This window comes from Methanoculleus sp. 10 (assembly GCF_913757945.1).
In the GTDB taxonomy this organism is placed as follows: Archaea; Halobacteriota; Methanomicrobia; order Methanomicrobiales; family Methanoculleaceae; genus Methanoculleus.
Window position 1 is genome coordinate 180,448 of record NZ_CAJYDP010000003.1, and the last position, 18,293, is coordinate 198,740.

At 65.4% G+C, this 18,293-nt stretch carries 16 protein-coding genes; 7 read left to right on the forward strand and 9 right to left on the reverse strand.

Annotated elements, in window-relative coordinates; all coding sequences use genetic code 11:
* Positions 1-102: 102 nt before the first annotated feature.
* Both QZ408_RS04440 and QZ408_RS04445 read right to left on the reverse strand, forming a co-directional pair.
* Positions 103-606, reverse strand: a complete 504-nt coding sequence (locus QZ408_RS04440; protein WP_292490158.1) for a HEAT repeat domain-containing protein — start codon at positions 604-606, stop codon at positions 103-105.
* 183 nt (positions 607-789) lie between these two features.
* Positions 790-2,724, reverse strand: coding sequence for a PAS domain-containing protein (locus QZ408_RS04445; RefSeq protein WP_292489999.1), 1,935 nt, complete (start codon positions 2,722-2,724; stop codon positions 790-792).
* Positions 2,725-3,049: 325 nt separating this feature from the next.
* Here QZ408_RS04445 and QZ408_RS04450 point away from each other — a divergent pair, with 325 nt between their 5' ends.
* Both QZ408_RS04450 and QZ408_RS04455 read left to right on the forward strand, forming a co-directional pair.
* Complete coding sequence (locus QZ408_RS04450) at positions 3,050-4,309, forward strand: transposase (RefSeq protein WP_292490000.1); 1,260 nt, start codon at positions 3,050-3,052, stop codon at positions 4,307-4,309.
* A 52-nt stretch (positions 4,310-4,361) separates the two neighbouring features.
* A complete protein-coding gene (locus QZ408_RS04455; protein WP_292490001.1) occupies positions 4,362-5,099 on the forward strand; it encodes a methyltransferase domain-containing protein in 738 nt (245 codons plus the stop codon).
* 177 nt (positions 5,100-5,276) lie between these two features.
* Here the strand turns inward: QZ408_RS04455 and QZ408_RS04460 are convergent, their stop codons facing one another.
* Positions 5,277-6,104 carry a PDC sensor domain-containing protein gene (locus QZ408_RS04460; RefSeq protein ID WP_292490002.1) on the reverse strand — a complete coding sequence of 276 codons (828 nt, stop codon included), beginning with the start codon at positions 6,102-6,104 and terminating at the stop codon, positions 5,277-5,279.
* Between the two features lie 325 nt (positions 6,105-6,429).
* Between QZ408_RS04460 and QZ408_RS04465 the strand changes: the two genes are divergently transcribed.
* A complete protein-coding gene (locus QZ408_RS04465; RefSeq protein WP_292490003.1) occupies positions 6,430-6,624 on the forward strand; it encodes a hypothetical protein in 195 nt (64 codons plus the stop codon).
* Between the two features lie 268 nt (positions 6,625-6,892).
* On the opposite strand, the gene QZ408_RS04470 is transcribed toward QZ408_RS04465, so the two are convergent.
* The 3 genes from QZ408_RS04470 to QZ408_RS04480 form a co-directional block, all read right to left on the reverse strand.
* Positions 6,893-8,140: a LarC family nickel insertion protein gene (locus QZ408_RS04470; RefSeq protein ID WP_292490004.1), complete on the reverse strand. Its 1,248-nt coding sequence runs from the start codon at positions 8,138-8,140 to the stop codon at positions 6,893-6,895.
* Positions 8,137-9,999 (reverse strand): hypothetical protein, encoded by a 1,863-nt coding sequence (locus QZ408_RS04475; RefSeq protein ID WP_292490005.1) that lies wholly within the window; start codon positions 9,997-9,999, stop codon positions 8,137-8,139. The genes QZ408_RS04470 and QZ408_RS04475 overlap by 4 nt, the downstream gene beginning before the upstream one ends.
* An 87-nt stretch (positions 10,000-10,086) precedes the next feature.
* A complete protein-coding gene (locus QZ408_RS04480) occupies positions 10,087-10,578 on the reverse strand; it encodes a DUF367 family protein (RefSeq protein ID WP_292490006.1) in 492 nt (163 codons plus the stop codon).
* A 35-nt stretch (positions 10,579-10,613) separates the two neighbouring features.
* On the opposite strand from QZ408_RS04480, the gene QZ408_RS04485 reads away from it, so the two are divergent.
* Complete coding sequence (locus tag QZ408_RS04485; RefSeq protein ID WP_292490007.1) at positions 10,614-11,453, forward strand: nucleoside 2-deoxyribosyltransferase; 840 nt, start codon at positions 10,614-10,616, stop codon at positions 11,451-11,453.
* On the opposite strand, the gene QZ408_RS04490 is transcribed toward QZ408_RS04485, so the two are convergent.
* From QZ408_RS04490 to QZ408_RS04500, 3 genes are read right to left on the reverse strand one after another with little or no spacing between them, the layout of a single operon-like run.
* Positions 11,445-11,855 (reverse strand): ATP-binding protein, encoded by a 411-nt coding sequence (locus QZ408_RS04490; protein WP_292490008.1) that lies wholly within the window; start codon positions 11,853-11,855, stop codon positions 11,445-11,447. The two genes, QZ408_RS04485 and QZ408_RS04490, sit on opposite strands and share 9 nt — an antisense overlap.
* The gene (locus tag QZ408_RS04495) at positions 11,855-13,222 is read right to left on the reverse strand and encodes a SpoIIE family protein phosphatase (RefSeq protein WP_292490009.1); all 1,368 of its coding nucleotides are present in this window, start codon (positions 13,220-13,222) and stop codon (positions 11,855-11,857) included. Before QZ408_RS04495 ends, QZ408_RS04490 begins: the two co-directional genes overlap by 1 nt.
* Before the next feature lie 5 nt (positions 13,223-13,227).
* Positions 13,228-13,584 (reverse strand): STAS domain-containing protein, encoded by a 357-nt coding sequence (locus QZ408_RS04500; RefSeq protein ID WP_292490010.1) that lies wholly within the window; start codon positions 13,582-13,584, stop codon positions 13,228-13,230.
* A 507-nt stretch (positions 13,585-14,091) separates the two neighbouring features.
* Between QZ408_RS04500 and QZ408_RS04505 the strand changes: the two genes are divergently transcribed.
* The 3 genes from QZ408_RS04505 to QZ408_RS04515 all read left to right on the forward strand — a co-directional run bounded on the left by QZ408_RS04505 (position 14,092) and on the right by QZ408_RS04515 (position 18,224).
* Entirely contained in the window at positions 14,092-15,768 is a 1,677-nt protein-coding gene (locus QZ408_RS04505) for a PAS domain S-box protein (protein ID WP_292490011.1), read from the forward strand.
* A gap of 98 nt (positions 15,769-15,866) precedes the next feature.
* Positions 15,867-16,445: a LemA family protein gene (locus tag QZ408_RS04510; RefSeq protein WP_292490159.1), complete on the forward strand. Its 579-nt coding sequence runs from the start codon at positions 15,867-15,869 to the stop codon at positions 16,443-16,445.
* Between the two features lie 6 nt (positions 16,446-16,451).
* The gene (locus QZ408_RS04515; RefSeq protein WP_292490012.1) at positions 16,452-18,224 is read left to right on the forward strand and encodes a DUF2207 domain-containing protein; all 1,773 of its coding nucleotides are present in this window, start codon (positions 16,452-16,454) and stop codon (positions 18,222-18,224) included.
* Positions 18,225-18,293 lie beyond the last annotated feature (69 nt).

The window sequence follows — 18,293 nt, forward strand, 5'->3', positions numbered from 1 at the left end:
TGCGTGAGGTTCTATCGCTACCGGCACCGGTTACCTCTCGCGGTGCCGCGAAGAGTGCGAAGTTCGATAAAAAAAGGATGTGTTCCGGGACGGGGGGGCGGTTCACGTCCCCTCGAGCGCCTCCATGGTAAGGCCCTTGAACGGCTCGCCCTCCCGCTCAAACACCTTCTGCACTTCGGCGATGCCTGCCGGGTCGCCGAGTTTCAGCAGGGCCGCGGCGGTCAGGGCCCGGCAGCACTCGGACCGGTGGCTCCCCTGGAGCACGGCGATCAGCGGCTCGACCGCCCGGGGGTCGCCGATCTCGGCAAGCGCCCAGATTGCCGGGTTTTTGATATCGTCGTCCGCGTCGCGCACGACCCCGATGAGCGGCTCCACCGCTTCAGCCCCGGCCCGGGCGAGCGCCATCGCCACGGTCCACCGTGCATTGCTGTCGACGGCGAGCAGTGCCTGCACCAGCGGCCCGATCGCCGGGGCCCCGATGGCCCCGAGACTGCTGACCGCCTGCAGGCTGGTGTAGGTGTCGGCGTTGAGCATGACATGCACCAGCTCCCGAACCTCTGCAGTATCTTCCTCCCGTACCTCTCTCCTCTCGATGGTCTTTTGCATCTCTTCCACCTCCTTGAACGGATGCGGAGTGCCCCGGGGGAAAGATAAGCCTTTACGAACCAGAATTGCCGCGCGGTACTGTAGATCGGTGTTGCCGGGCATAGTTTTTTAAAGTCCGCCCGGTCCGGCGATCCGCCTACACACTCTTTGTGCAGGCCCGAATTGCCTATAATTTGAGCATTTTCACCGGGATATTGGATCCGGCGCCTCTTCCCGGGCTCGATCCCCGGCTCTTTCGCCCTTCGCCCTTCCGGCAGTCACCGCCGCCATCATCCCGATCACCCTGCCGTCTTCGGTCACGATCGGCGTCCCGAGGAGGTCCGCTCGGAACGTCGCGCCGCCCTTCCGGATGCCGGTCTGCTCGCCGTGCCAGTAATCGCCGCCGAGGACCATCCGGACGATCTCCCGGATCTCGTCGGGGTGCTCCCAGAACCGGGAGAAGTGCGAATCCTGCACCTCCTCTGCCGCCGGGTAGTCCCAGAGGGCAAGGTACGCGGTGTTCGCATACGTCACCAGCCCTTCCGGGCCGATGAGCGCGACCGCCCGCCGGGTGGAGGCTATCGCCCGGTCCCTGATGAGGAGTTCCTGCTCCCGCCGCCGCAGGTCGGCGATATCCGCGACGAGGAGGCGGTAGGCACGTGCCTCTTCGGTGATATCCTCGCAGGTGATATACTCCGTCCCTTCAGGGAGGGTGACGGCGCGGGAGAGGATCGTCTTCTTCGTCCCGTCCCGGTTCCGGATGGTGAACGTCCGGGGCCTGACCCGGCCCGGGACCGACCGTCTGAGATCCGAATGCCAGGCATCGATGACTTCCTGCCGGTAACCATCGTCGGGAAAGATCTGCCGGAGCCATTCGGCGGATGTAGTCGCAGTGTCCGGCTCGGAACCGAAGATCTCGACGAACCGCTGGTTGATATAGACAAACCGCCTGTCATGGTCGATGAGCGCGACCCCGAAGGGGGACGCATCGAGCATCCCGCGGAACCGCGCCTCGCTCAGCTGGAGCCGCTCTTCGGTCTCGCGCCGGGCGATGGCGATGGAGACCTGCCGGAGGAACGACTCGATCGTCTCCCGGTTCTCGACCTCCCTTCCCGGAGGAAGGAAGATGCCTGCAGTCCCGTAGAGGCGGTCCCGCCAGACCAGCCCCGTGAGGCAGAGCCTCACGATATCGAACCGTTCGAGGATCGCCTCGCAGGTCTCTTCCGGGATCGCCCGAAAGCAGACATCATAGAGCGACCATGGGGATGGTTCGGGATGGAGGACGAAATCCTGGAGGCCGCGCAGCGAGAGGGGGGTCTGGTGATAGGGGGCGTCGAAGACCCGGGTGGCCGGGAGGACCAGGCCCACAGGGTCCCGTCCGATAAGTTCCGTGAGCCCCTCACGGAACCTCTCGCCCGCGATCGCCCGGATGGCGAACCGGTGTTCGGCCTCGTTGTAGGAGAAGATGTAGGCGTACGCTCCCGGAACGAGTTCCAGGAGCCGGTCGATGGTGTACTGGTAGATGTCCTCCACCGGCTGGAGATCGACGAGGTCGATCGCGGTCCGGGAGAGGAACATGGTGTTGTTGAGGTGCCGCTTCTGCTCGGTGATATCCTCGAGCACGATCGTGCTCCCCTTCCCCCCGTCCTCAAACGTCGTCGGGATCGCCTGCATATGATAGAAGGACTCGCTGCCGTCGTCCCGCAGGTGGGGGATCTCGGCGATCACCTGCTCCCGTTCGAGGTTCTCGACGACGGCGAGGCCCTCCGGCGAGGAGACGACCGGGAGGGCTGTTTCCCGGAGATTCCGGCCCACGAGTTCCTCTTTGGCGCGCCCAAACCGTTTGAGGCACTGGTCGTTCGCCTGGATGATCGTGAGGTCGGCATCAAGGACCAGGATCAGGTTCTTCGTGAAACAGAGAAACGCCGAGAGGGGGACACGCTGCGCGATGGAGTAGACCTTGGCGTTGCCGACGAGCCGGGCCTCGACCTGGCCCGACGCCTGCATCACCTCGAGGTGTTTTGAGACCGAGTTCCGGTTTGCCTTGAGGGCCTTCGCGATCTCGGTGATCGTCAGGCCCTTCGGCCGGAATTTGAGGGTCCGCAGGATTCTCCCCGGGATGTCCTGCTCCGGCTGCATATGGGATCGGTGCTTTACTCGCCAGAACACTATATAAATCTTTCCCCATCGCGACTGAACCGCACCCCCCGGGGATCGGGCGCCTCTTCCCGGGTGCGGGGCGTGCTTCCGGGAATGGGAAGGCCGTTGATGTGCCGGCAGGGCCGGGCGGGGCCCACGGCTTTATCTCTGCGGGGTTGAAGGGGCAGAGCGGGAAGACCCCCTGCGCAAGCTGGGGGATGGGAGCGGAGCCCCTTCGCCCTGCGATCCTCGTGTCCTCTGATCCCATATCTCTATGACAAATGACAGCGCATACTCATGCGAGAGTCCGCAGGAGAGTATTCAGATGCACCTTGCCACCAAGATCAAGATTCAGGTGACACCCGATCAGGCCGATGTGCTCTGGCACCTCTCCGAAAAGTGCCGGTTACTCTACAACTTCGCTCTTGCCGAACGGAACCAGAACTATCAGGAGAACAAGGATCGGGCCGACAAGCAGTACATCGGGTATGTGCAGCAGGCGAACGCTCTTCCGGAACTGAAGAAGAAGTATCCCGAGTACCAGTGGGTCTACTCCAAAGTTCTGCAGACCACCCTCAAATCGCTGGACGACAACTTCCGGTCGTTCTTCGCGCTCCGGCAGAACGGCGACGAAGAGGCCAACCCCCCGGGGTTCAAGGGCAAGGATCACTTCTGCACGCTACGCTACAACCAGAGCGGGTTTGCGATCGCCGGGGGCCGGATCCGGTTCTCGCACTTCTACAATGATGTACCGCTGGCGTTCGATCTGCCCGAAGATCGGACGTTCCTCAACGTCAAACAAGTGGATCTCTTCTACGATGACCTGAAGAAAGCGTACTACGTCTCCATCGTCCACGAGGTTCAGCCGGACCAGAAGTACGTTGACAACGGGTTCTACCAGGCCTGGGACCTCGGGGTCACGAAGCATGTCGCAGTCAACAGCCACGGGAAGTTCCTTGAAGTCACCAACGCCCGACCGGATAAGTACTGGAACCCGAAGATCGATGCCGTGCAGGCCCGAAGGGACCACTGCAAGAAGAAGAGCCGGCAGTGGCAGCGGCTCAACCGTGCCAAGCGGACGATGGAACGGAAGCGGAGCAACCAGCTCAGAGACTTCCAGCATAAGGTGAGCAGGAAACTCGTGGAAAACACCCGGGCCGCCACAATCCTGGTCGGTGACCTCTCCGTCAAGCAGATGCCGAAGTCAAAGCAGGCTACGCCCGGGCTCAACCGCGCCACCCAGAACGCGGGACACCTCTCACGGTTCATCGGATTGTTGACCTACAAGGCAGCCCTTGCAGGTAAGAGAGTAATACCAGTCGATGAACAGTACACGACGAAGACCTGCTGTGTCTGCGGAGCGGTTCACGAGATGCCGCTCGGGAAACGCGTTATGGACTGTGCCTGCGGGAACTGCATCGATCGCGACCACAACAGTGCGGTCAACATCATGGTACGGTTCCTATCACAGAATGCCCTGTGGACGGGCTACCGACAGTTCGCCGGTAATCTGCGACAAACAGGTCCGAGGATCCCTGTGATCCCCGGACACTCGCAGGAAGCCCCCTGCGCAAGCGGGGGGTAGTTCACGGCGGGACGGCGTACCCTATGCAGGGCAGGCCCGGAGGGCGCCGACCATGGAGCAGAACGAACTCGTCAGCATAGCACAGGGAGGGCTCGCGATCATGAACCCGACCTCCCCGGAGAAGGTGCTCGCCGCCGGGCGGGCGGCGGGGCTCCGGGAAGGATCCCGTGTCGTGGAGATCGGGTGCGGGAACGGGACGATCCTCGCGCTCTGGGGGCGCGAGTACGGGATATCCGGCCTCGGCATCGAGGCACGGGAGGATGCCTGCCGCCGGGCGGAGGAGACGTTCCGGGCGGCGGGGCTCGACGACCGGCTTTGCGTCCGGTGCATGGACGCCCGGGAGTACGTCCCCGACGAGCCGTTCGACTGCGCCGCGGCGATCGGGGCATCCCACATCCGGGGCGGGTTTGCGGCGACGCTCGACGCCCTCCTCGGCATGGTCACGGACGAGGGGACCGTCGTCATCGGCGACCGCTGCTGGCGGTCGGACCGCACCCCGCCCGAGTTCGCCCGCGAGTGGCCCGACGTCCTGACCGGCTACGAGATCCTCGGCACCGCCCGGGAGGCCGGGTTCGACGTCGCCGCCGTCATCCGGGCTGACGGGGCTGACTGGGACCGCTACGAGTCGGGGATATGGCAGTCGGTCCTCTCCTGGCTCGGAAACCACCCCGATCACCCCGACCGCGACTTCATGGTCGACTACCTCCACCGCCTCCAGGACGAGTACTTCGGCTACGGCCGGGAGTACATGGACTGGGCACTCTTCGTCCTGGTGCCGGGGTTCTGGTGAGCGGCGGAGAGGGCCCGCCCCTGTGCCGTGCGCAGGGGGTCTCGATCAGGACCCCTCAGACATTCTCGTGATCCTGGAGATCGAGATGGTGCGTCCCGGTGAATTCGGGCTGGTAGGGGAGCGCGAGCGCCATCTCCCCGGTTTTCCCGCGAAAGGCGATCTCTCGCTTCCCGCTACCTACCGCCGCTCAACCACATCGATATCTCGTGCGATGACGACGCGCCACTCGATCCCGTCGATCCCGGCGGTATCCCACCTCGCCTCTTTGGTCACGTTCTGCTCCCGGCCCTGGTCCCGGGGCGCATATTCAACGGACCCCGACGGTTCGGCAACGATGCGGGAGAACACTTCCTGGTGTTCCGGAGACCGGTAGTCCGGGTCTGAAAGAGGGTTATGCCCGATCTCTCCCGGGGTTGTGCTGTAGATCACCATTCCATCGGTCTGCGTCACCCAGATGTCGTACGGCGTGCCGTTCGTCAGGGGCACGATCACCCGCCCGATAAGGGCGTCGGGCTGGTATGCGGGACTCACGTACCCCAGGTATTCGGGCCCGAAGATGGGGTAACTCTGGGTGATCCCGTAGAATCCTTCTTCCGTGAGGAAGACCTCGTTCATGAGCGGCACCTGCTCCCGGACTGCCCGTTGTGTCTGCACCTGGTAGGTAAGGTTCCTGCCGACCAGGTCGGCGTAATCCTCAGGCACGGCCGCGACCACGACGCCATCCCGCGATATCACCAGGATCGACTCCATCCAGGGGTGCCGGAGTAGCGTCTGCCTCAGCGCTTCTTTCCCTGCGGTGCTGGTAAGCCCGGTCTCCTCGAACACCCGGGCATCCTCCGCAATCGAGGCTTTTACCGACTCCATCTCGTTGTTTATCCCGGAGACGGCGTCCCGGAGGACCGATTCGTGGTCTCCCCCCGGGAAGGGTTGGTTCTCTTCAGTGCAACCCGCCCCGAGCACCGCGATGGCGATGAGGAGAGCGGCAGAGATCACGTGTATGCGCATAATCGAAGGTACTTTTAACCCATATTAAAATCTACCGTATCTTAGAGGATCCTCGGAAGAATAAGGCATAATAATGGAGGGATAATCTGTTTTGCCGGTTAATTGGTAGAGTTTTTTTTCGCGCCTGCAATTCCTGGTGCTCGATGAGATCGCAGGCCCGGCGACATCACCCCGTCCCCGGAGCACCACTGGCTACGGCCGCGAACGCGTGGGTCGAGCCGTTTTCATCCTGATGCCGGGGTCCTGGCGGGCGACCGGAAATTCTTATCGCTCGTGCCGCCCTGCCTCACCGCATGGAGGTCTTTGCCGGCACGAGCGGCCGGGCATGCGCGGGAACCGGGGCGGCAGCCTCGCGTGGGCTCACACGGGGTCGGGGCTGCGGTGGAGCGTCAAGGTGAACCGGTCGTCACCTACCAGCATCGGCCCGGAGCGGGCGTATATCTTCTTCAACAACGATCACGCCATGCTTGAGAATGCGAGAGCAATGCTGCGCCTCTTCGGGCGGGAGATGCCCGGCTGAGAGCGGAGAACGATCCGCTCCCCGGATGGGCTCCATATATCACGTTTATTTCGCCGGTGGAGGCGTTAACATGCGATCTGTTCCGGAAATGCCGGGTCGTTCAAAAGTCTTTCGGTGAAATACGCTGAAAATGGGGGCCGATGACCGATACGAAATAGGATCGCATAAATATCGCATGCATCACCTAATGTTTGGGGAACTATTACCCCGGTGACATGAGAGAACTGTAGACGCGAGTGGAGCACCTCCCGGTGGGAGGTGCTCGCACTCACTCGTCGCGTGCGGTGTCTGCCGCGCTCGGGCGGTCGGGTGGGCATCCACCCCCTGCACCCCCTTCTCGCGCCGTGCGCTCTCTTCTTCGTTCCGAAAGAAGCAGCCTGACCTCATCGTCCACGAACCGGAGGGGAACGCCCTGGTCCCGCGCGATCGCCGCGAGGTCGTCGTACTCGGGTTTTTCCGCGACATGGCGTCCGCTCGCGGCCGCGGTCTTCACGCGGATGCGGTACTCCCTGCCGCCGACGCTGACCGGCACCGTCTCCCTCCTCCGGTCCGCGACCATCTTCCGGAACTCGTGCACCCTGACCCCGAGGGTCCCGGTCTCCTCCATGAGAACCCGGACCAGGCGGTCCTCGTCTGCAGCCGCGGCCATCACCGATATGACGCTGACCGGCCGGCTCTTCTTCCCGAACGCCGGGGTGACGAAGACGTCCGCCGCCCCTTCCGCAAAGAGGCGCTCGACCGCGTAGCCGATCACCTCCCCGGAAGTGTCGTCGAGGTTCGTCTCGAGCATGACGACCCCCCCTCCCCGGGGAGGCTCTCCCCTCCACCACCCGGAGAAGGCCGGCCCCGCCCGGGAGGCCCGGATACCGTAGCCGACCCGGGCGGGGGTCATGGCCGGGTAGAGGCTTGCGGTGCGCTTTGCGATGGCGGCGAGCAGAGCCGCCCCGGCCGGTGTGGTCAGGTCCGCGTCGACGGGCACGGAGGTGAAGGGGAACCGGTGGCGGGCGAGGATCGCAAGCGTCGCCGGTGCGGGTCCGGGGATATCGCCGCATTCCGTCCTCGTGATCGCGGAACCGAGCGCCGGGGGCGTCGCGACGATCGCCCCCTCGAAGAACCCTGCCCGGTCGAGGAGGAGCATCGTCCCGACGACGGAGAAGATCGTCTCCGCCGCCGGCCCGGGACCGCCGGCGGCAAGGTCGTCGAGGATCGAAGACACCCGGTCCCTCGCGCCCGACGAGAGGCCCACATCGTCCGCGACTGCCATGCACGCCTCCCGGAAGTCGTCGCCGCCCAGCGTGCCCTCCTCCCGGATCGTGACCGAGAGACGGGTCGCCGTGACCCCGCCCGCATCCACCCTCTCCGCCTCGTAGCGGAACTCCCGGCAGATCCCGAGGTCCCGGATGGCGCCCGCGAGCGGGTAGAGCGCCCGGGGCTCCCCGAGGAGGTCGATGAGGGACGCAAGGAGCGTATCCCCCGTGACCCCCGAGCATCCCGGGTCGATGACGAGGATCTTCATGCTTCCCGGGCGGTCCTTACGCCCCCCTCGTCCGGCCCGCTGAGGCTTGAGGCGATCGCCTGTGCGATCTCCGCCACCCGTTCCGCCACCGCCCGGCCGCCGGGGATGGCGTTCGTGAGGTGTGCGCCCTCCGCCGCCTTCTTTGCCGCTTCCGCTGGACCGGTGCCGAGCGCGGCCGCGACCGCGGCGGGCACGGTGATGTTGAGGATCGTGTTCCCGCCGTACTGCAGCTCCTGGGTGAGGACGGCCCCCACGAATATGGCGGTGCCCATACCGGGGTCGTCCCGCCCCTTCCCCTCAAGCGCGTACTCCGGGACCGCCCGGGCGGTGAGGTTCTCGATATGGTAGTCCTTTCCGTCGATCCTGATATCGTAGGAGACCAACGCGTCGAACCCCCAGAACTTCGCGGTGAACGGGTCGGTCCTGCGCGCGTGGGGCGCGATCTCCGCAAAGCGGAAGGCGATCTCCTTTCCGGTGAACCCGGAGAGGACCGCAGAGCCCCGCTCCTCGACGAGAGCCTTCTTCTCCTCATCGAGGGCCCCGGCGGCCTCCTCAAGCGTCCTCCCCGCTTTGAGCATCTCGTAGACCTTCACCGCCCGCCGGTAGATCGCCCGGTCCCGGACCGGTTCGCTCGCCCGGATGCATGCATCCGTCACCGGACCCCGGTTCACAACCTCCGCCTTCCGGGCGATGGTGTTCGTGGCGCAGAGGGCGGTCTCGGGGTCGATGAAGGACTGCATCTTGTAATCCCGGATCGCCGCCGCGGCACGCTCGACGTCGCCGCCGCTCCCGATCAGCAGCCGGAGCGCCGGCAGGATGTCGCCGGCGAGGTGGCCGAGGGGGACGTTCACCGGCCCCCCGGAGAACCCCGCCCCGATGACGGCGGACTCCTGGAACCCGGCGAAGAGCTCGTTTGTGACCATCGACCCGATCACCGACGGCCCGCCGACGTCTTTTAAGATCAACCCGAAGTCGCCGACGAGCCGGGCGGTCTCGTACTCCTCCCCGGTCCCCCGCATATGGAGCCTCTCCGGGAGCCCCGCCGCCTCGACGGCCCCCTTCCCGGCAAGGTAGGCGGAATCGACCTCGCCGAACTTCCCGAACTCCTCCCCGAGCAGGGCGTCCGGGTGGACGAGCTCCATCGTCACCGCCGCCGCGATCAGGGCGGGCCAGAGGGGATAGGGGGTCGTCCCGGCCCCCTCCATGCTCCGCATCATCGCTTCGGTCCCGACCTTCGCGGCGTTTCTCGCGAGTTCGGGGATGTTGTAGTCCTCCCCGAGGGCGGCGTGGCCCATGACTCCCCCGCCGGCGATAAACGGCGGCAGGACCGCGCCGTCGAGACGGGTCAGCCGCTTATCCATCAGGGCCTCGTAGATCGCAAGGTACGCCGGGAACGCCGGGACCCGGTGGGTGAACTTGTTCGTCGTCAGGGCGATGGCGCTCGTCCGGTCACCCCCGGCATGCATCCGGGCGATGGCGCCGAGCTTCCGGTTTCCGAGCGGGACGCCGGCGCGGGCGCAGCTCCCCGAGAAGTAGGCGAGTGTGGCGACGATCAGGGCCGCGTTCGCCGGCTCAGCCCCGCCCCGTTTCGCCTCGCCCACCGCCTTCGCGATGACGGGGTCAAGCGGCAGGTGGGGGGCCGAGGCATCGATGACCGTCATGTCCACAAGACGCATCTCCGGGGCGCCGATGCCGCAGAAGATATCCCCCGCAAGCGAGTTCGCCGCCGCAAACGCCGGGATCACGAGCGCCCCGTGCCCCCGGGTCGCCGCCTCCAGCTTGTCGACGGTCATGTAGTCGGGCGCAAACGTCGTGGCGTGGGCCGCGGCGAGGAGCACCCGCTCTCGTTCTGTTTCCATGGGTCCGGTAACCTCCCTCGTTGGTGCGTGAACAGGAGATCTCGGACATAAAAAAGTACCGCCCGCAGGCGGTGCCGGAAGATCCGGCTACAGGTACAGCGCCTGGGCCGCGACGACCTCAGCGCTGTCCTTTGCCCGCGCGTAGTCCTCGAGGGGCTCGGCGTTCACCTCGAGGAACCGGAGACCCCACCCGAACGGGGCGAGGATGGTTTGGGCCTGCTCCTTCTCGCCGAGGATGTAGAGCGTCGCGGCCATCGCCTCCACCGACGTCAGCCGAAACGGCCGGCCGAAGTTCACCGGGTTTGCGGCGACAAGGAAGGGGAGCGCCCGGCGGTTGCGCCATGAAGCGACGGCCCCGGTATCGAGCACCTCCCAGGAGCAGTCGAGCGCCGTTATCGAGGGGAGGCGCCGGTCGGCGGGGGAGACCGCTCTCTCCGCGGTCGGGTCGAGGAGGAGGGTCGAGCGGGGGATCTTTGCGATGCTCGTGACGATCGTGACAAGCCCGCGCTGTGCGAGTTTCTTTGCCGTACACTTCCGCGGGTCGCAGGTGTTGTCCCGGTAGGCGTAGAGCGGTATCATCTGCCTTGTTATGGTACGCCGCCGAGATCCTATCAATGTACGTGCTCATCGCTCCCTGCATCGAGAACCCCGCCTGCCGCGCCCGCGGGATAACGACCGATGAGGACCTCCGCCACTTCCGCCGGGCCGTCGAACGCTGCCGGCGCTTCTCGATCGATATGGTCCCGCTTCCCTGCCCGGAGACGATCTATCTCGGGGCGGACCGTCCGCCGGGCTCGTACCTCGACCGTCTCGCGACCCCCGCGTTTGCCGCACTCCTCGACCGGCTCGAGGCGGAGGTCCGCGCCGTGATCCGGGAGCGCCGAGAGCCGCCCCTTGCGATCGTCGGGGTGGACTCCTCCCCCGCCTGTGGGGTGACGGCCACCTACCACTCATCCGTAAAACAGCCCGGGCGCGGCGCGTTCCTCGCCCGGTTCCCGGATATCCCGGCAGTCGACGTGAAAGAGTTCGCCTGCCACCGCATCTACCTCGCAGGCCCCCTCTTCTCCGAGGCGGAGCAGACCTACAACCTCGTCCTCCGCGACCTCCTCAACGCGCACCTCTTCGATGTCTACCTCCCCCAGGAGGTGGGGGACACGAGCCATACCCGGTGCCGGGAGGAGCACCGGGCCATCTTTGCGCAGCACATCCAGGCCCTCCGCGACGCCGATATCGTCGTCGCGGTCATCGACGGCGCGGACGCCGATTCCGGGACCTCCTGGGAGATGGGGTATGCCTACGCCCATGGCAAACGGCTCGTCGCTCTCCGGACCGATTTCCGGGTCGTCGGCCACCACGAGCGGGTCAACCTGATGCTCGAGGAGTCGGCCGCGGTCGTCACGAAGAAAGAAGACCTCCCCCGGGCGCTCGGGTCGCTTCTTCCGGCGTCAGGGTGACGCCGGCCGCCTCTTCTCCATTGAGAGGACGTTCCTGTCGCCCCTGCGGGCGTAGGCCACGCTGTCCATCACCGTCCGGATGAAGTGGACCCCGAGCCCCCCGATCGGCCGCTCTTCCGCGGGGACGTCGAGAAGCGGCGGCGGGGCGGTGAGCGGGTCGAACGCGACGCCGTCGTCGGTGATCGTCACGCGGACGGTGCCATCCTCCACGGTGCAGGCGATCGTGATCGATCCTCTCTCCCCGCCCGGGTACCCGTAGAGGATGGTGTTGCTGCAGGCCTCGTCCACGGCGAGCTGGACCGCAAAGACCGTCTCGTCGGCGCTCCCGGCGAGCACCGCGGCGAGGAAGTCGGCGATCGTCGCGAGGGCCCCGAGATCCGCCCGCACCGTGAGTTCCGCCATCACACCACCCGGAGGACCATGAGCGTCTGGTCGTCGAACTGCGGTTCGTCCCCCGAAAAACCGGCGACCGCCCGGCGGACCCGGTCGACGATCTCTTCTGAGGGAAGGTCGCGGCAGCCCATGACCGTCTCGATCAGCCGTCGCTCCCCGAACTGCTCCTCACGGGAGTTGATCGCCTCGGTGACCCCGTCGGTGTAGAAGAGGACGAGGTCGTTGCTCTCGAGCGCGAGGGTCTCCTCCCCGTAATCGGCCTCCGGCATGACCCCGAGGATGATCCCGGTCCCCTTCAGCTCGAGCGGCCGGCCGCCGCCCGACCGGAAGAGGAGAGGCGGGTTATGCCCCGCGTTGACGTAGGTGAGGGTCCTGTCTGCCGGGTCGACGACCGCGTAGAAGAGGGTGACGAACATCCCGGACTTCGCGTCGGCGGCGATCAGGGCGTTCGCCTCACCGACGGCCTCGCGAGCGCTCCGCGGGACCAGCGCGTTCGCCCGGAGCACCGTCCGCGAGAGCGCCATAAAGAGCGCCGCAGGGACGCCCTTCCCCGAGACGTCGGCGATGACGAAGGCGGTCCGCTGCCCGGAGAGGGGGATCGCGTCGTAGAAGTCCCCCCCGACCTCCTTTGCCGGGAGCGAGAGGGCGGCGACCTCGAGGCCGGGGACCTCCGGCAGCCGTTCGGGGAGGAAACTCATCTGGATATCGTGCGCGATCCGGAGTTCAGCCTTCTTCCGCTCGAGTTCCGAGAGGTAGGCGTCCCGCTCCGCCTTCGTCTGCCGCTCGGTGATCAGGTTCCCGATGATGAGCGCGAAGATGAAGACCCCGGTGGCGTTCGCGATGATCATCGGCAGGGCCACCCCCCCGACGACGGTGAGCGCCTGGTCGAACGGCCGGCAGAGGAGGAGGGTGAGGCCCATGTGAAACGTCTCCATGCCGACGGCAAAGAGGACCGCGCCGTGCATCCCGACGAACTTTTTCCCGGAGAGAAGGAAGATCAGCCCCCCGAAGAGGCCCGCGAGGACGGTTGCTGTCGCGCACGGGACGGCGGTGAACCCCGCAAGGGAGAAGCGGTACGCGGCGCCGATCAGGCCGGCGCCGAGCCCCACCACCGGACCGCACGCGAGCCCCCCGACCATGGGGCCGAGGTCGCGGACGTTTGCGGTGGCGCCGAGGATGGTGATGCCGCTCTCGGTGCCGTAGATGGAGAGCGCCCCAAAAAGGAGGACGAGGATCGCCTGGCTCTTCCAGGTCACGAGGCCGTCGAGCACCCGGGTAAACGACGCCGTCCGGGTGATCAAGTAGGCGACCACCACGATGACGCAGATCATCTGCAGGAGCACAAAAAAGAGATCGCCAAAGCCGGAGAACGCCATACCGCTCAGGGCCCCGCCGAAAACCCGGCGAGCGCTGCCGCTTCGTCGGGGGAGAGGGAGAAGATCCGGTGAAAGCCCGCCATCGTGAAGACTTCGAGGATCTGCGGCTGTGCACAGGCTATCCTGAGCACCCCGCCGTCCTTCTTCAGCCGTTTCAGCGCGGCAAGCAGTACCCGGAGGCCGGAGCTGCTGATGTAGTCGAGGTCGCAGAGGTTGATGAGGAGGCATCTTCCCCCCGCGTCGAGCACCCGGTTGATCCGTTCTTCCGCCTTCTCCGAAGAACCTGCGTCGAGCCTTCCTTTCACCGCGATGATATCGACGGCGCCCGCTCTCCTCTCGAGGATCTCAACACGCCCGCTCATTGAACGAACGTTCGATCTGATGAGAGATAGATGTTGCTCTCTGGTTTGGGGCCGTCTAAGACGGAAGCAAAAAAAATGAGGGTGTATTGTTGGGTGTGTGATAACCATACGGGGGTTCTGGGCAATCCCGGAGCGGCTGTGCCATCCGCGCCGGCGCCCTGTCCCACCATGCCGGTATGCGTGTTCAGAGAGGTGTGCCTGACTGGCTCCACCGGGGCGCCGCCCCGGTGCTGACGTTAACCCTGACGTTGGTGCAATCAACGTGGTGAATGTTTTGTTCACCGATCCCAGCCGTTCTTGTGCCGGTCCGGACCACCTGTGCCCGTGTGGCCCGGGTCGCCGGCAGAGTTTCCCCACCTCTGCCGACTCTGGGGGATCATGCGTTGATCGATATCGCATATATTCTTTCTGGTCAATGCCTTGCATTGAGGCGTGGCATTGTATGTAGCACCATAGCATGCAGCACTGCAAAACACTATATCCCCCGGCGCGAAACTCTGTTTGCACATGGATCCCACTACCGACGCACTCTCTCTCCTGCTCAGCACGTTAAAAGAGCATCCGCGAGGCATGTCGGTCTCCGATCTTGCTGCCGCCGTTGGAATCAACCGGAACACCGTCTCCCGGTACCTCGACATCCTCCTCGTATCGGGCCAGGTGGAGATGGAGACCTACGGGAAGGCCAAGGTCTTCTACCTCTCGCAGCGCGTCCCCATTGCCGCCATGCTCAACTTCTCGTCGGATCCCGTGCTGGTCCTCGACCGCGATCTCCGGATCGTCCAGGTAAACGATGCCGTCTGCACGTTTGCAGGGAAGGAGCGGGACGATATCATCGGCAACAGCGTTGAAGCGTCGCCGCTCGCCGCGTTCGACCACCCGCTGATACGGGGCCGGATCACCGACGCCCTGAACGGCCGCGAGGCCACCGAGGAGCTCCGGTTCCTGCGGCACGACAGGGAACTCTTCTTCCGGGTCAAGTTCCTCCCCACCGTCTTCAACGACGGGGCGCCGGGAGTCACCATCATCCTTGAGGATATCACCGAGGGGCGGCGGGCGGAAGAGGCCCTGCGCGAGAGCGAGCTGCTCTTCCGCAGCCTCGTCGAGAACATCAGCGACCTGATCCTGAACGTCGACGAGACCTTCAGGTTCACCTACGTCAGCCCCAAAAGCCGGGAGATCCTTGGTTACGCACCCGAAGAGATGCTTCAGATGACGCCCTGCGACTTCATGCCCCCGGAGAAGGCCGAACGGGTCCGGACACAGTTTTCCGCGCTTTTCGCTGACCCGGCACCCCGGGTCCTCTTCGAGTGGACGATGCTCCACCGGGACGGGAGCGCCGTCATCCTCGAGGTGAGCGGGACGCCGGTCTACGATATGCTCGGCGACTTCACCGGCTACCGGGTGGTCTGCCGTGACGTCACCGAACGGGCGCGTGCCGCAAAGAGGGTGGCCCAGTGGAAGTCGTTCCTCTACTCGGTCGTCAACAACGTCCCGAGCATGGTCTTCGTCCGGGAGGTGGAAGGGAACACGTTTGTCTTCGCAAACCGGGCCGCCGAGGCCTTCCTCGGCATGACACAGGAGGAGATGGCGGGCAGGCAGGCCGCGGACCTCTTCCCCCGGGAGATGGCGGCTTTCTTTGCCGACGGCGACCGGGAGATGCCGGAGCGACCGGCCGCCCTCGAGGAGAAGGTCCACCTCCCGACGGGGGAGAGCATCCTGATGAAGAAGATCCCGATCTTCAACTCCCACGGCACGCTCCGGTACATGCTCGGGATCGCCGAGGACGTCACCGACCGCGCCGCCGCCGAGGATCTCCTGGTTGCCGAGCGCGACCGGGCGCAGGGCTACCTGGACGCGGCCGGCGTGATGATCGCGGTGATCGGGGCGGACGGGACCATCGACCTCGTCAACCGGCGGGGGAACGAGATCCTCGGGTATGCCGGCAACGATCTCGCCGGGAAGAACTGGTTTGCGACGGTCGTCCCGGAGCGCCTGCGCGACCGGCTCGCCCGGAACTTCGCCCTTCTTGTGGCCGGCAGGACCGAGCCGCCCGCCTTCGAGGAGAGCCCGGTCGTCACCCGGGACGGCCGGGAACGGTTGATCCGCTGGCACAACGCCCTCCTCCGCGATGCGGACGGCAACGTCGCGGCGATGGTGAGTTCCGGCGAGGAGATTGCAGAGTAGCCGGACCCGTCCCGCCGGTACAAAAAACCCGGGAAGATCCGGCCGTATCGACGGTTTCAGGGGTCATCTCTTAAATACGCCGCAGGGCACATACAGTACTGGTGACAACCTTGGTGGACATCATCTCCCTTGTCCTTATCGCCGTCGTGGTGCTGATCGTCATCGGCGTCGCGGCAGCCGTAATAGGTATCTACAACCGGTTCTTCTCCCTCAAAAACTCCGCCGAAGCAACGATCGGGCAGGTGAAGGTCGCGATGAAGAAGCGGCTGGACATGATCGAGCAGCTCCTCGGCGCGGTGAAGAGCTACGCGGCGTTCGAGAAGGAGACCCTGACCGGGGTGACCGCGATGCGGGCCCGCATCGGCAGCGCCGGCCCCGGCGACCTCTCCGAACTCGAACGCGAGTCCCGGTCGGTTCTCGGGCGGCTGCTTGCCGTCGCGGAGAACTACCCCGACCTCAAGACCTCCCGGACGGTGCAGGACCTGATGGGCGCGGTGAAGGGGGTCGAGGACGAGATCGCCCGGCACCGCTACACCTACAACAACATCGCCCAGCAGTACAATACCATGACCGACACGATCCCTTCAAACCTGGTTGCCGGCGTCATGGGCTTTAAGAAACTGGAATACCTGGAGTTCGGCGAAGAGATCGAGCGGGTCCCGACGATAGCGTTCTGATAGACCATGCGCGTGACTGAACGGCAGCAGATCTTCATCCTTGTTGCCATCACCCTGCTTGTCGGGGTCCTGGCGGTCGCCGGAGCGGCCGCGCTCCCCGGCCTCTTCCGGGGAAACCTGGACGTCCAGCACTACGACGCCGTCTTCTACGAGGACGGGACCCTCATCGAGCGCTACACCTACGACGTCCGGTCGGCGGGGGAGTACCGGATGCTCTTTCGCTACTGGAACGCGCCGCTGACCTTTGCCGCCGTCGACCGGCCGCACATCGAGTTCCTCGGGATGACCGCACCGCCCGGGACCATCGGTTACGTCAGGGACTCCGGGGGCGAGGTCCGGACGGCCGCCGGGAGCGCGAGCCCCTCAGACCTCGCCACGATCCGGAATCTCGCGTACGAGAACGAGGTGGGCATCTTTAACCCCGGCTACTTCGCCCCGGGCACCTACACGGTGGAGTACCGCTACCATGTCCGGCCGCCGGTCGAGTACGACAACCAGTGGGCGCACCTGAACCTGAAACTCGTGGACGAGCACGTCCCCTACCGGGACCTCCGGATCACCCTCCTGTTCGCCGGTGATATCGAGGAGGTTTACACGCACCCCCCCACCCTCGATGTCGAGCGGACGGCGGACGCCGTCGTCATAACGGGGAGCGCGTCCCAGGACGACGCATTGAACGTTGAGATGGTCCTCGACCCGGCGTTCACCAAAAAGGTCGGCGGCTTTGGGACGTTCGTCCCGGACGTGCGGCAGAAGGCGGCCGACGCGAACCGCTGGCCTCCCCTCCTCTACGGGGCGGCAAGCCTCCTCTACGGCCTTGCGACCCTCCTCGTCCTCGCGATGCCGTTTATCCTCCTTGGCGTCTACCTCCGGTACGGCAGGGAGAAACCGTTCACGGTGCCCGAATACCTGAGTTTCACCCCGAATACCGCGCTCAAGCCCTGGCAGGTGAACCTCCTCTTCAAGGGCGACGCCCTTGAGTTCGACAACGACGGGTTCTACGCGACGGTGCTCGACCTCCACCGCCAGGAGAAGATCGTCGTGACCGAGAAGCCGGACGGCAACGGGGTCACGGTCCGGATCGTCTCGGGGGAGTCCACCGACCCCTACGAGCAGCGGGTGCTCAACTTCCTTGCAAACATCGCAGACGACCACGTCGTGGACACCGAAGACCTCGCGGCGTTCGCCGAGACCGCCCGGCGGAGCCCGGGTTACCAGCACCGGATCCTGCAGTACCAGCAGTCGCTTACCGCTCTCTCCCGGGACGTGGATACGACGCTGGCCCGGCAGTACGTCAGGGACGGGAGGGGGCTCATCCTCCCGCTCGTCTTCCTCGGGGCCATCCCCTGCGGGCTTGCGATCCTCGCGTTCATCTTCGCGCCGGGCGCGGCCTACCTCCTCATCCCGGCCGGGATCCTCTCCTTCATCGTCGCGGTCCAGGTGGGGATCGCGGCCCTCTTCCCCTCGACCCTCTTTGGGGTCTGGAAGGGCGACCACTACCGGGAGAAACTCGAGTGGGACGCGTTCGCCTACTTCCTCTCGGACCTCGCGTTGATCCGGCAGTACTCCCCCGCCGACCTCTCGATGTGGGGAGAGTGGCTGGTCTACGGGACCGCGCTCGGCCTCGGCGATAAGGTTGAGCAGGCGATGAAGAACTTACACATCAGCCTCCCGGACGTCGGGATGCCGCTCTACTCGAACATGCCGGTGATCTTTGCCCCGATCGTCCTCTACTCGCCGCCGTCCTCGGGCGGCAGCGGCGGTGTCGGGGGCCGATAATACCTTTTTTTTCGAGCCCCTCGGCCGGATAGGTCCGAATTTGTTCGTAGTTAAGGCAACCTACTTACC